This window comes from Chitinophaga sp. 22620 (assembly GCF_052044405.1).
In the GTDB taxonomy this organism is placed as follows: Bacteria; Bacteroidota; Bacteroidia; order Chitinophagales; family Chitinophagaceae; genus Chitinophaga.
On record NZ_JBQEMV010000001.1, the window covers coordinates 859,140 to 872,763 of the forward strand.

At 51.5% G+C, this 13,624-nt stretch carries 10 protein-coding genes; 8 read left to right on the forward strand and 2 right to left on the reverse strand.

Annotated features, from left to right (window positions below; all coding sequences use genetic code 11):
• Nucleotides 1-42: 42 nt before the first annotated feature.
• The 4 genes from ACTJIK_RS03670 (at nt 43) to ACTJIK_RS03685 (ending at nt 6,120) form a co-directional block, all read left to right on the forward strand.
• Nucleotides 43-1,053, forward strand: a complete 1,011-nt coding sequence (locus ACTJIK_RS03670; protein ID WP_440644958.1) for a PorP/SprF family type IX secretion system membrane protein — start codon at nt 43-45, stop codon at nt 1,051-1,053.
• Nucleotides 1,054-1,086: 33 nt separating this feature from the next.
• Nucleotides 1,087-3,072: an OmpA family protein gene (locus ACTJIK_RS03675; RefSeq protein WP_440644959.1), complete on the forward strand. Its 1,986-nt coding sequence runs from the start codon at nt 1,087-1,089 to the stop codon at nt 3,070-3,072.
• A 665-nt stretch (nt 3,073-3,737) separates the two neighbouring features.
• Nucleotides 3,738-5,144, forward strand: a complete 1,407-nt coding sequence (locus ACTJIK_RS03680) for an MATE family efflux transporter (RefSeq protein WP_440644960.1) — start codon at nt 3,738-3,740, stop codon at nt 5,142-5,144.
• Between the two features lie 52 nt (nt 5,145-5,196).
• Nucleotides 5,197-6,120: a PfkB family carbohydrate kinase gene (locus ACTJIK_RS03685; RefSeq protein ID WP_440644961.1), complete on the forward strand. Its 924-nt coding sequence runs from the start codon at nt 5,197-5,199 to the stop codon at nt 6,118-6,120.
• 255 nt (nt 6,121-6,375) lie between these two features.
• Here ACTJIK_RS03685 and ACTJIK_RS03690 read toward each other — a convergent pair whose 3' ends face one another.
• A complete protein-coding gene (locus tag ACTJIK_RS03690) occupies nt 6,376-7,176 on the reverse strand; it encodes a S1/P1 nuclease (protein WP_440644962.1) in 801 nt (266 codons plus the stop codon).
• Between the two features lie 129 nt (nt 7,177-7,305).
• Between ACTJIK_RS03690 and uvrB the strand changes: the two genes are divergently transcribed.
• The 4 genes from uvrB (at nt 7,306) to ACTJIK_RS03710 (ending at nt 13,238) form a co-directional block, all read left to right on the forward strand.
• Nucleotides 7,306-9,354, forward strand: coding sequence for an excinuclease ABC subunit UvrB (gene uvrB / locus ACTJIK_RS03695; RefSeq protein WP_440644963.1), 2,049 nt, complete (start codon nt 7,306-7,308; stop codon nt 9,352-9,354).
• A 415-nt stretch (nt 9,355-9,769) separates the two neighbouring features.
• On the forward strand, nt 9,770-11,155 hold the full coding sequence (locus ACTJIK_RS03700; RefSeq protein ID WP_440644964.1) for an ammonium transporter: 1,386 nt from the start codon (nt 9,770-9,772) through the stop codon (nt 11,153-11,155).
• A gap of 203 nt (nt 11,156-11,358) precedes the next feature.
• A complete protein-coding gene (locus ACTJIK_RS03705; protein WP_440644965.1) occupies nt 11,359-12,411 on the forward strand; it encodes a porin in 1,053 nt (350 codons plus the stop codon).
• Nucleotides 12,412-12,575: 164 nt separating this feature from the next.
• On the forward strand, nt 12,576-13,238 hold the full coding sequence (locus tag ACTJIK_RS03710) for a DUF2461 domain-containing protein (RefSeq protein WP_440644966.1): 663 nt from the start codon (nt 12,576-12,578) through the stop codon (nt 13,236-13,238).
• Between the two features lie 119 nt (nt 13,239-13,357).
• On the opposite strand, the gene ACTJIK_RS03715 is transcribed toward ACTJIK_RS03710, so the two are convergent.
• Nucleotides 13,358-13,609: a hypothetical protein gene (locus ACTJIK_RS03715; protein ID WP_120517340.1), complete on the reverse strand. Its 252-nt coding sequence runs from the start codon at nt 13,607-13,609 to the stop codon at nt 13,358-13,360.
• Between the last annotated feature and the right edge of the window lie 15 nt (nt 13,610-13,624).

The following is a 13,624-nucleotide window of genomic DNA, read 5'->3' on the forward strand; positions in this document are numbered from 1 at the left end:
CTGCTTCATTCCGGCTAAACAAACACAAAAAAATATGTTCCTATGAAGAATAAAATATTAATCACTGCGATGTTCTTCTGCGCATTATTTGCAAGCAACGCAAGCGCACAGGTAGACCCTCATTTCTCCCAGTATTATGCTTATCCTTTATGGCTGAATCCTGCCCTGGCAGGTGTGATAGACGGGGATTACAGGCTTACCGGGAATTACCGTAACCAATGGGCCAATTTCGGCAACCCTTACTCCACCGCCGGCGTTTCGTTCGACGCGCCCACCAAAAAGAACCTCGGCCTGGGCATCACAGCGCTGAATATGTCTGCCGGCGATGCAGGGTACAATTACTTCAATGCCATGGCCACTGTTTCCTACAGCGGTGTTAAAATGGGTAAGAACGGTACCACGCAGCTGATAGCAGGCATCCAGGCAGGGGTGATCAACCGCCGGGTGGACCAGTCGAAGTTCCAGCTGGGCAGCCAGTACAACCCCGTGATGGGCTTCGATCCGAGCATTCCTTCAGGGGAAACGCTGCGCGCCACTTCTTCCACCGTGTTTGACGCCAATGCCGGCCTTCTCCTGTTTGACGGTAACCCCAATCACCGCTTCAACCCTTTCATCGGTGTAGCGGGCGCGCATCTTACCCAGCCGGAAGATCCGTTTGTGGCGGAAGACCAGGAAAGCAGGTCGCTGCCCATACGTTATACCGTGCACGGCGGTTCGCGCATCCGGCTTACTGATATGGTGGGCATCACGCCGCACGGCCTTTATATGCGCCAGGGAAATGCAGAGGAGATCGTTGCAGGCGTTTATTCGCAGATCAGGGTGAACCTGGAATTTGATCTGCTGCTGGGCGCCAATTACCGCATCAACGACGCCGTGTCGCCATTTGCAGGGTTCCATTACAAAAACTTCACGCTCGGCCTCAGCTACGATGCCAATACTTCCAACCTGCGCAGGCTCACCAAAGGCAGCAACGCATTCGAAGTATCGTTGTCTTTCATCGGCCGCAAACGCAGGATCATGCAGCCGGAATATTTCATTTGTCCCAGGTTATAATTACCGCCCCAGTAACATCAAATGATGAACCTTATGAAAAGATTTACACTCATATGCATACTGGCGCTGGCAGGGCTCTTCAGCTCCCTGGAAGCCCAGTACGTACAGGACTTCAAACGCACGGCAGACGTATACTTCGAGCAGAAGGACTTCTACTCCGCCGCCCAGTATTACAGCAAAGCCCTTGGCACCTTTTCCGTGAAACCAGGCGAATACAGGCCCTACCAGTTGGATAAAGACGGCAAGAGCAAGCAGAAGAAACTGAAAGATTACGAACAGGTAGTATACCGCCTCGCGGAGTCGTACCGCATGTATAACGACTTCGGGAATGCCGCGAAATATTACGAGGAAGCCACCAACTTCGACCCGGTGCAGTTCCCGCTGTCCCGCTACTGGTTCGCGTTTTGTGTAAGAGCCAATGCAAAAACCCCGGCTGATTATGAAAAAGCGCTGGCGCAGTTCAAACAATTCAAAGCAGGCTATAAAACATTCGACGATCATTCGAAGAATGCGGACCTGGAAATAAAGAACTGCGAATTCGCGATCGAAGAAATGCAATACCCGCCGCGGTACGAAGTGGCAAAGGTTACCGGCAACATCAACCAGGGCGGCGCCAACTATGCGCCGGTGCCTGTGAACGACCGGACCTTCTACTTCACTTCCTCCCGCCCGGACTCTTCGCTTGTCAATAAAAAAACAAACCCATTCATCAATACCCTTTACGTTGCAACGGGCGACCAGGGCAATTTCAACAGCAACGAAAAAGTGCCCATTCCCATGGAGAAAGGTGTGGAACAAGGCGTAGCATCCATGGCGCCGGACGGTAACACACTCTACGTAACCCGCTGGACGGTGAAGGACGGTCAGAAAAAATCATCCATCTACCGCAGCACGCGTTCCGGCAATGGCTGGACGGAACCGCAGCTGCTCTTCAAAGCCGCGGAATACAACGATAAAGAACCGTTCGTAACGGCAGACGGCAAGTACCTGCTCTTTGCTTCAGACCGCCCGGGCAGTGCCGGCAAGTTCGATCTCTGGGTGTCGTCCATCAACGGCGGCAGCCTCAGCGAACCCAGCAACATGGGCAAAACGCTCAACTCCCCGGGAGACGAAAGCGCGCCTTTCTTCGATCCCGCAAAACAGGTACTGATCTTCAGTTCCAACGGTCGCGTGGGATTCGGCGGGCAGGACTTCTTTTCGAGCAAAGGCGATTTCAGCAGCGCATGGTCCACACCGGAAAACATGGGTTACCCCATCAACTCCGCAAAAGACGACCAGTACTACGCCGGCCTTACCCCGGCCAGCGCCATGCAGAAAGGCTTCATCAGTTCCGACCGTGAATCCATCTGCTGCCTGGAGATCTTTGCTTTTAAAAGAAGGGTGAAGATGGCAGGCGGCATGGTGCTGGACTGCGAAACGAACAAACCGCTCCAGGGCGCGAAGATCACCCTGCTGGACAGCATGCAGAAAGCCGTGGAAGTACAGCAGTCCGGCATTGCAGGCAATTACATGTTCGAAGTGGAAATGAATAAAAAATACCGGGTGGTGATCGAAAAGGATAATTATTTTTCGAAGAACTACACTTTCAATACCGAACAGCTGTCCATGGTAGATTCCATGATGAACCCCACGGTATGCCTGAAACGTTTCGAGATAGACAAACCCATCGTGATCAACGATATCTTCTACGATTACAACAAATCTACCCTGCGCCCCGAATCGAAGGTGATCCTGGACAGCCTGTATTACCTGCTGCTGGATAACCCGAAAATGGAGATCGAGCTGGGTGCGCATACGGACAGCAAAGGCACGGACGCCTATAACCTGAAACTTTCCAATGCCAGGGCTAAATCCTGCGTGGATTACCTGATCGGAAAAGGTATTCCCGCCGGCAGGGTGGTCAGCAAAGGCTACGGCGAATCCAGGCCGGTAGCGCCTAACACCCTGCCTAACGGTAAGGACAATCCTGACGGCCGTCAGCTGAACCGGCGGACCGAATTCAAAGTATTAAGGAATTAATGCGAAGCAGTAAAATCGTTCTTACCGGGAATTCTTTCCCACGATGAACCATATCCTATTCATATACAATCTGTAGCCGGGAGAAGCCCGGCTACTTTGCTTTTACCCCGGGAATAAAAAAAAGCTGCCCTGCAATAAAACAGGACAGCTGAATCCATCTATCAACTAAAAATTGTACGAATAAATAAAGGGGATTGTAAAAGATCCACAACCCTCCCGGAACAGGAGCACACGTGATGGTCACATCTCAGCGGCTACCGTTCCGGTTTGCAAGGGCATGGCATTGAAGCATGGTTTCCGTCAAAAAGTTTGTTCTTCAGTCTATGTTTCCGGTTGTGATACTGGGGGTAAAACGGGGAAGGGATTTAAAAGTTACAGGGCGGGGCAGAAATATTTGAAAATTATGGGCTTATATCGCGCAATCCCTTTACCATATGCAATTCCGGGACATATCCTTTTCATCCGGCCCCGCCACCGGACGAGCCGGATTCATAAAAAAGCCTTAGGCTGAACCAACTATTCCCCTACCTTTGTAGCCTTCAATCTTACGCATATGAAATTCTAAACGTGTCGGCCGCTATGCTGGCGAACCTCGCTCAAAAAACCTCGCGTTTCTGCTGAAACGTTTCCACCTGATTATTTATTTCTGTAAAGTATGTTGACACATGGCGCACGTTATTTCGCGTACGAAAAGACTATTCACGCTCATTAAAGAAGCCCTTAAAGGCGAAGAAAGAATATATACCGAGGGCAGCATCAACCGGGCGCTCATCCTGCTGGCTATACCCATGGTGCTGGAGATGAGCATGGAATCGCTGTTCGCTTTGGTGGATGCCTATTTTGTAGGTCACCTCGGCAAGGCCGCCATTGCCACCGTTGGCCTCACGGAATCTGTGCTGAGCCTTATTTATGCTTTGGCGTTCGGCATCAGCATGGCTGCCACTGCGCTGGTGGCACGCCGCATCGGGGAAAAAGACCCTGAAGGCGCATCCAAAGGCGCGGTGCAGGCCTTATACCTGGCGCTGGGCTTTTCGCTGGTGGTGAGCATTGTGGGACTGATATGGTCCCGCGACATCTTGTTGCTGATGGGTGCGGACGCCGCCATGGCGGACTACGGCCAGGGTTACACCAGGATAGCCATGGGCGGTAACGTGGTGATCGTGTTCCTGTTCATCATCAACGGTATTTTCCGCGGCGCCGGCGATGCCAGCATTGCCATGAAAAGCCTGATACTGGCCAATGTGCTCAATATTATCCTTTGCCCGCTGCTGATCTACGGCTGGGGGCCGCTGCCCGCTCTCGGGCTCAAAGGGGCGGCCATTGCCACCCTGCTGGGCCGCGGCACCGGGGTGATCTACCAGCTGTACCACTTGCTGGGCGGTAAAAAGACCATCACCGTAAACTGGCGGCATGCCCGGCCAAGGCTTTCCGTGATCCTGCAAATGGTGAAACTGGCTGCCGGTGGCGCTTTACAGATGCTGATCGGCTCAGCCAGCTGGATATTCCTTATGCGCATCATTTCCCAGTTCGGGGAAGATGCGATGGCCGGGTATACATATGCTATCCGCATCATCGTATTCGCGATCCTGCCGGCCTGGGGCCTTGCCAATGCGGCGGCCACGCTGGTGGGGCAGAACCTGGGCGCGGGAGAGCCGGAACGGGCTGAAAAGAGCGTCTGGAAGGCGGCTTACCTGAACATGTTTTTCCTGGGAAGCATCTCCATTATTTTTATGGTGTTCGCTCCCAATATCCTTCGCATATTTTCCCAGGACCCCGGGGTGCTGGCCTACGGCATCGAAGGGCTGCGCCTGATCAGCATCGGGTATGTGTTTTATGCCTTCGGCATGGTGATGGCCCAGTCGTTTAACGGCGCCGGGGACACTAAAACGCCTACGTATATCAACCTGTTCGGGTTCTGGGTATTACAGATACCGCTGGCCTACCTGCTGGCAATCGTATTCAAATGGGGCCCTACGGGCGTGTTCTGGGCGATCGTGATCGCGGAATCAGCCATCGCGGTGATTGCCATTGTCATATTCAGGAGAGGAAACTGGAAGAAAGTAAAGGTTTAGTAGCGAATTTGTTACATTTGCTGCGTTTTTAAACCTCTAATCCTTTCTATACATGTCTCTTACCGTAGTTGGTACCATGGCGTTTGACGATATCGAGACGCCTTTTGGTAAATCTGATAAGATCGTTGGCGGATCCGCGGCATACATTGCCTGGGCTGCTTCAAACTTTGTTCAGCCTGTGAACCAGGTGTCTGTTATCGGCGGAGACTTTCCCGAGGAAGAACTGGCGGCTCTTGCCAACCGCGGTGTTGCCCTGGAAGGGGTGCAGGTGAAAAAAGATGAAAAGTCCTTCTACTGGGCCGGCCGCTACCACCTGGATATGAACTCCCGCGATACGCTGGTTACGGAACTGAATGTGCTGGCTGATTTCCAGCCGGTGATCCCGCCGTCTTACCAGGGCAGCGAATTCCTGATACTCGGCAACCTCACCCCGCAGGTGCAGATGAGCGTGATCAACCAGATGAACCCGCGCCCCAAGCTGATCGTGATGGACACCATGAACTTCTGGATGGACGTTGCGCTGGAAGACCTGCTCAAAACCCTTAAAATGGTGGATGTGCTGATGGTGAACGACAGCGAAGCCCGCCAGCTGACCGGTGAATATTCTATCGTAAAGGCGGCGAAAAAGATACTCACCATGGGTCCCAAATACCTGATCATCAAGAAAGGCGAGCACGGCGCCCTGCTTTTCCATGGCAATCACGTATTCTTCGCGCCCGCCCTGCCGCTGGACGAAGTATTCGACCCCACCGGCGCGGGAGATACCTTTGCAGGCGGCTTCGTAGGCCACCTCGCCAAAACCAAGGATATTTCGTTCGAGAACATGAAAACCGCGATCATCGTAGGTTCTGCCATGGCTTCTTTTTGCGTGGAGAAATTCGGCGCGCAGAAGCTGAGGGAGATCACCAAAGAAGATATCAGCGCCAGGCTGGAACAGTTCGTTCAGCTCGTGAATTTCGATATCGACCTGGTATAGTATTGAATTGAACTTCTTATAAAGAAAAAGAGCGTGCAGGCCTGCACGCTCTTTTTTGTTGATGGTCGTCATTGCGAGGAGCGGCAGCGCTAAAGCGGGAAGGGCGACGAAGCAATCTCCTGCGTTGAATCGAGATGCCCCAATACCAGGAGGAGATTGCTTCGTCGCGGCTCCGCACCTCCCCGCTGCTCCTCGCAATGACGATTTGTGTTTGCAATGACAGCCTTTGCCGGTCAATGCCGGCGTATCTTAAATCTATTTAAACGTTTCATTTAACACCTGCGCCAGCCTCAGCCCGCCTTTCAGCAGCTGGCTGTTCAGGTCTTCCACGAACAGGAAATTATACCGGTAGCTCAGCTTGTCGCCGTTGTTGGTGCGGTCGTAGATCTTGTCGGACAATACATGCGACTGCCACATCCAGTCCTGGATGCTGCCGGCCTGCATGGTCTTTGCGGCGGAAGCGGTCACCACCCGGTTCAGGATGCCGGAGTATTCCGTGTAGCTGTACTGCTGGAAATCGATCAGGTATTCATCCCATACTTTGTGGAGGTTCGTGGGCCTGTCGAACCAGCTGACCTGTATTTTATTGCCGCCCATGTCCTCATCGCGGCCTACGTGCAGGGGCTGGTGCATATCGCCGATCATATGCACGAGGAATGCCAGCGCGAAACGTCTGCGTTCGGGCTTGGTGGACGGGGATTTCAGCTCTTTGATCATGGCCAGCGTCTGGCTGTAAAGGTTTTCGCCCTTGGCTTCCGCCAGCAGGCGGTCGAATTCCTGCCGGGAAATATGGCCGGGGAAGTCCAGGTAATGCCAGGGAGACGTGTGGTTATAGGCGCCGGTAGTGTCCGATTTAATGAAATCGGGCCAGTTGGCGATCATAGCAAGGCTTTCCCTGCCGATGATCTTGCTGATGGCCAGTTTGGCTTTGGGGCTGAGGTAAAAGGAGGCGATCTCTGCCGTAACCCTGTGCCCTGTGGGGCCCCAGGCGCGGGTCTGAAGGCCGCCGGTCAGTATCAGGGCAGTGAATGCCAAGCTAAAAAAGTACTTCTTCATGTAAAGCGGTTTGTCGAATTTTGTACCCGAATTTCGGTTGGAATTCTGAATTGAGCGGAGAAAACTTTAACAAGTTTGTTCCCTCATAAAATCCGAAATTCGTGATCCCAGATACAAATCAGTAAAATTATGCCCTTTAAGCTCCATGCTCCATATAAACCCGCCGGCGACCAGCCTGAGGCCATCCGCCAACTGACGGAAGGCATACAGGACGGAGAACTGGCACAGACGCTGCTGGGCGTTACCGGCTCAGGCAAGACCTTTACCGTTGCCAACGTGATCCAGAACACACAAAAGCCCACCCTGGTGCTGACCCACAACAAAACCCTTGTGGCCCAGCTTTACGGTGAGTTCAGGCAGTTCTTCCCGGAAAACGCGGTGGAATATTTTGTGAGCTATTACGACTATTACCAGCCGGAAGCCTATATGCCGGTAAGCGATACCTATATCGAAAAGGATCTCGCGATCAACGAAGAGCTGGACAAGCTCAGGCTCCGCGCCACGTCCAACCTGCTGTCCGGCAGGCGGGACATTATCGTGGTGGCCAGCGTTTCCTGCATTTACGGTATGGGTAACCCCACCGATTTCGAGAACGGGATCATCCGCATCCACAAAGGGCTCACCATCGGCCGCAACACGCTGCTGCACGGGTTGGTGAATGCGCTGTATTCCCGCACCACCGGCGATTTCAACCGCGGCAACTTCAGGGTGCAGGGCGATACCGTGGATATTAACCTGCCTTATGTAGACTACGGCTACCGCATCACCTTCTTCGGCGATGAAATTGAAGAGATCGAAAGTTTTGACGTAAGCAACGGCAAACGCATCGGAACAATGGATACGGCCGCCATTTTCCCGGCCAACCTGTACATCGCTCCTAAAGACCAGATGGTGCAGATCCTCCATGAAATACAGGATGAGATGGCCGCGCAGGTGGAATATTTTAAGGCCGAAGGCAAGCTCATAGAAGCACAGCGTTTATCCGAGCGCGTTAATTATGATATAGAAATGATCCGCGAGCTGGGTTACTGCAGCGGCATTGAGAACTATTCGCGGTTCCTGGACAGGCGGAGGCCCGGTACACGCCCCTTCTGCCTGCTGGATTATTTCCCGAAAGACTTTTTGCTGGTGATAGACGAAAGCCACGTAACCATCCCGCAGGTGAGCGGCATGTACGGCGGCGACCGCTCGCGCAAGCTCACGCTGGTGGACTATGGCTTCCGCCTGCCCAGCGCGCTGGACAACCGGCCGCTGAACTTCCATGAGTTCGAGAACCTGCTGAACCAGACCATTTTTGTGAGCGCTACCCCCGGCGAATACGAGCTGAAGCAAACCGAGGGCATCGTGGTGGAACAGGTGGTAAGGCCCACCGGCCTGCTGGACCCGCCCATAGAGGTGCGGCCCAGCAAGAACCAGGTAGACGACCTGCTGGACGAGATCGACAAACGTGTGCTGAAGGGCGACCGCGTGCTGGTAACCACGCTCACCAAGCGGATGGCCGAGGAAATGGACAAATACCTGCACCGTATTAATATAAAGAGCCGCTACATCCACTCCGAGGTGGATACCCTGGAACGGGTGGAGATCCTCCGAGACCTGCGCCTGGGCAATATAGATGTATTGGTGGGGGTGAACCTGCTGAGGGAAGGGCTGGACCTTCCGGAAGTGTCGCTGGTGGCCATCCTGGATGCGGATAAAGAAGGTTTCCTGCGAGACGAGCGCTCCCTGACCCAAACGGCGGGCCGTGCGGCAAGGAACGTGGACGGGCTGGTTATATTTTATGCGGACAAGATCACCGAGAGCATGCAGCGGACCATCGACGAAACGGACCGCAGGCGCGAAAAACAGCGTAAATACAATGAGGAACATGGCATTACGCCGAAGACCGTGCTGAAATCGAAGGAGCAGATCATGGGGCAGACGTCCGTACTGTCTATCCGCAACTTTGACGAGAGCAGTCCCTACGCCGTACATGACGAAATGGCTATGGTGGCCGATGAGGGCGTTGTTTTCAACCGGAATACCGTGCAGAGCATTCCGCAGATGGAGAAATCGATCCTGCGGGTGCGGAAGGAGATGGAAAAGGCGGCCAAAGACCTGGATTTTATGGAAGCGGCGCGTTTGCGCGACCAGATGTTTGCCATGCAGCAGGAATTGGAAAATATGAAGCGGAAATAGTTGCTGAAACAACAAACATCGAATAGAAATATTTATAATATGAACGAAGGGATAATGCGGTTTTCGGAAAAACAGTATTATCCCTTTTAATATTTAAAGTCTTTACGGTCAAGTGTTTCAAGCGTATTATCGAATTTTGCAGTAGCACATTAGTACCGGCGGATTAGATTTTTGTAATCGACGCGTTGTTTTCCCTTTAACATCGTTATAATCAATTTGTTATACCCTATTTTAGCATTCCCTTAACGTTATCATAACACCCAAAAATGTAATTTATATTATTACTAAATAATATATGATTGCTGTCCGGCCCCCGTATTTCCCCTTATTTTCAAAGTTTTCCAATTTTCGGCCCTTCTATTTGAAGTTTTAAAGCCGCTACCTACTTTTATTACGAAATTTAAAATGAAACGCTATGAAGAAAATTTCATTTCAGGATTATCTGCCATTCATATTTTTAACTGCGCTTGCAGTAATTGGCATTTTTTTCCCAACTGTGCCTACTTTTTCTGATGCAAGCAAGTACAATGCTGCAGATGTTGCCTGGATTCTGGTGGCAACTACCCTGGTATTCTTAATGACACCTGGTTTGTCCTTCTTTTACGGAGGCATGGTGAACAAAAAGAATGTGATCTCTACCATGATGCAAAGCTTTATCGCAACCGGCCTCATCAGCATTATCTGGGTGGTGGTTGGCTTCAGCCTTGCATTCGGAGAGTCTCAGGGCGGGCTGATCGGCAGCCCTTCCACCTACTTCTTCTTTAATAACGTAGGTTCCGGACAGCCATGGGGTACTATTCCCTTATTATTGTTCGCGCTGTTCCAGCTGAAATTCGCGGTGATCACCCCCGCCCTCGTGGTAGGTGCGGTAGCTGAGCGTATCCGCTTCACTTCTTATGTACTGTTCATGGTACTGTTCAGCCTCCTGGTGTATGCGCCTATTGCACACTGGACCTGGCATGCAGACGGTATCCTGTTCAAGCTCGGGGTTCTGGACTTTGCAGGTGGCACCGTGGTGCACATTTCCGCCGGTTGCGCTGCCCTCGCAGGCGCCCTGGTGCTGAAACGCCGTAAAGACCATATTCAGAAGAAAGAACTGCAACCCGCCAATATTCCTTTCGTACTGATCGGTACCGGCCTCCTCTGGTTCGGCTGGTTCGGTTTCAACGCCGGTTCTTCCCTGGCTGCCAATGGCCTGGCTGTTTCCGCCTTCGCCGCTACCAACACCGCTACCGCTGCTGCCGGTCTTTCCTGGATCTTCTTTGATGTGATCCGTGGCCGCAAACCTTCAGTGCTCGGTTTCTGTATAGGCGCAGTAGTTGGCATGGTTGCCATCACGCCCGCCGCCGGTTACGTAGGCGTTCCGCAGAGCCTGTTCATCGGCTTCATTGCAGCGATCGTTTCCAACCTGGTGGTGCACTTCAAAAACAAATCTTCCATCGACGATACGCTGGATGTATTCCCCTGCCACGGTGTAGGCGGTATGACCGGCATGCTTTTCACGGGCGTATTTGCTTCCACCGCTATCAACCCTGCTGCTGCAGACGGTTGGGCTTACGGAAACTTCAGCCTGTTCTATAAACAAGTGCTCGGCCTGCTGCTGGTAGTTGCTTACAGCTTCACCGTATCCTGGCTGATCTTCAAAGTGATCAACCTGATCCACCCGCTGCGTGTAACTGAAGAAGAAGAAGAGCTCGGCCTGGACGTTACCCAGCACAACGAGATCTATCATCCGAACATGATGAGCATCAACGGTCACGGCAAAATTGCCGAAGAAGAACTGGGTGTTCAGCATCACTAGTCCTTACATCCCTTACAATTTTTATCAACCACTATAGTTAGTTCCTTTTGTTTGATCCGGATATATTGTTTGTCGCCACGGTAGCCTGAAGCGCCGTGGCGGCGAGCGATCCGGGATCGCTTTGCCCCGGCCTAATCAGCACCTCAACGTAAAATCAGCAGCCAAACCTGTGTATCATTTTATTAACCAAACTTCAAATTCCCATGATGAGAAAAAGTTTATTTGCAATCCTGGCTGTATTATTTGCTATGTCTGCCCATGCCCAGGACTCATTACGCCTGCTGCCCCCCGGCTTCAAGATCTCCGGCTCCGCTGATGTCTATTATAAATACAATTTCAATGAGAGCACAGACGGTAAGACCAGCTTTACCAATACGCACAACTCATTTGAGTTGAATATGATATCCCTTAAACTGGAAAGCTCTTTCAAAAATGTGGGCATGGTAGCCGATATCGGTTTCGGTAAAAGGGCGGAAGATTTCTCTTACAACGACGAGAAGACCCGCCTGGCCATCAAACAACTTTATATTTCCTATGCTCCGGCTTCCTGGCTGAAATTCACCATGGGTAGCTATGCCACCCACGTAGGTTACGAACTGGTGGACGCTTACGCCAACAGGAACTACAGCATGTCATATATGTTTTCCTACGGACCCTTCTTCCACACCGGGGTTAAGGCAGATCTGACATTCGGGTCGCACAGCTTTATGGTCGGAGTGTTTAACCCGACTGATTTCAAGTCTGCCACCTGGGGTGGGATCAAGTTCATCGGCGCCCAGTATGGTTTTGCGCCGGCGAGCGTTCCCCTTAAGTTTTACCTGAACTACATCGGCGGCAGGGATACTTTCCAGACCCGCAACGACCAGCTGGATGCGGTGATCACTTACCAGGTAGCCCCCAAATTCGGGATCGGTTACAACGGTACCTACTCCATGTACAAGAACGGCGTAAACACCAACTGGTACGGTTCAGCGCTGTACCTGAGCTACGACCCCGTTGAAAGCTTCGGCCTGACGCTGCGCGGCGAATACTTCGGCGATAAGGACAACCTGAAAGTATACACCGATAAAACAGAATATCCTGAAGGCGGCAACATCTTTGCCCTCACGCTTTCCGCGCAGTACAAGATCGGCGGTTTCACGCTGATCCCTGAAGTACGGTTCGACAGCGGGTCTAAAGACGTGTTCTACGAAAAGGACAATACGCCCAAGAGTTCTTCCGCCAACCTGTTGCTGGCGGCGATCTATAAATTCTGATCTTAATCACAGGCTCATATAAAAAGGTTTAACCGAACCATTATTGCACAGGGCCGGTTATTTTAGCCGGCCCTTTACCAGGCTCCTGTTTGCCAGGCGGAAAATTTCCACTTGGCAAACAGGAGTTTTTGTATCTTATGGCCTCCAAAAGGGGGCTATATTATATGCTACAACGTTCCACATTGAAATTTCTGAAAGACCTCAGGCAAAACAACAATAAACCCTGGTTTGATGAAAATAAGACCCAATATCAGCAGGCCAAGGAGGACTTTGAAAGTCTCACACAGCAGCTGATAGATGGTTTGGCCCGGATGGACCCGGCAATGGAAGCGCTGAAGGTCAAAGATTGCGTGTTCCGCATCTATAAAGACGTGCGGTTCTCCAAAGATAAAACGCCTTACAAAACCAATATGGGCGCCTACTTTGCCAAAGGCGGCAAAAAAAGCCCGTATGCCGGTTACTATTTCCAGCTGGAGCCGGGAGGGAATAGCTTTGTAGCCGGCGGCCTGTGGATGCCGGAAGCGCCCATGCTAAAAAAAGTACGCCAGGAAATAGATTATAATTTCGGGGAATTCCAGGGGATCGTCGGGCAGAAAGATTTTATACGCGTATTCGGAAAGGTGAACGGCGATTCATTAAAGACCGCGCCCCAGGGATATCATGAAGACAATCCCGCTATTGCTTATATCAAACTCAAAAGCCTGGTGGTGAACGCCGGCATCACTGATGAAGAAACGATCCAACCCACACTTGTACGGGAACTGCTGAAGAAATTCACCGTCATGCAACCCTTTATTAATTTTCTGAACCACGCACAGGAAGAATAAAAACTAACACCACTTATTATACTAGTTACCGGAGAAAAACTCGTCGTAAGTTCTCCCGGCAACTAGTGTAAAATTTCGTACATGTAACAGGACGGAAACATGCTGAGGAAAACAGTAAATCAATTCTTGTGTATCAAAAACTCAAACGGGCGGGATTTACGGTTCTTCAATAAATTTTCTTTGTCAACTCTGGTTTGTGCAAATTTCTGATTGTAGACATTGGCAACTTCGATGATCGGGATGATACCGTCGAGCGTATCTTTCTGATCTACGATGTTCATGATGCGGGAGACTTGCGAGGAAAAATTAGTGCTCCACTCTTCGGTAAACTTGTGCATTAACAAAAGTTCACGGTTCGTGTTGGTTTTCATAGGATAAAGGGTGTT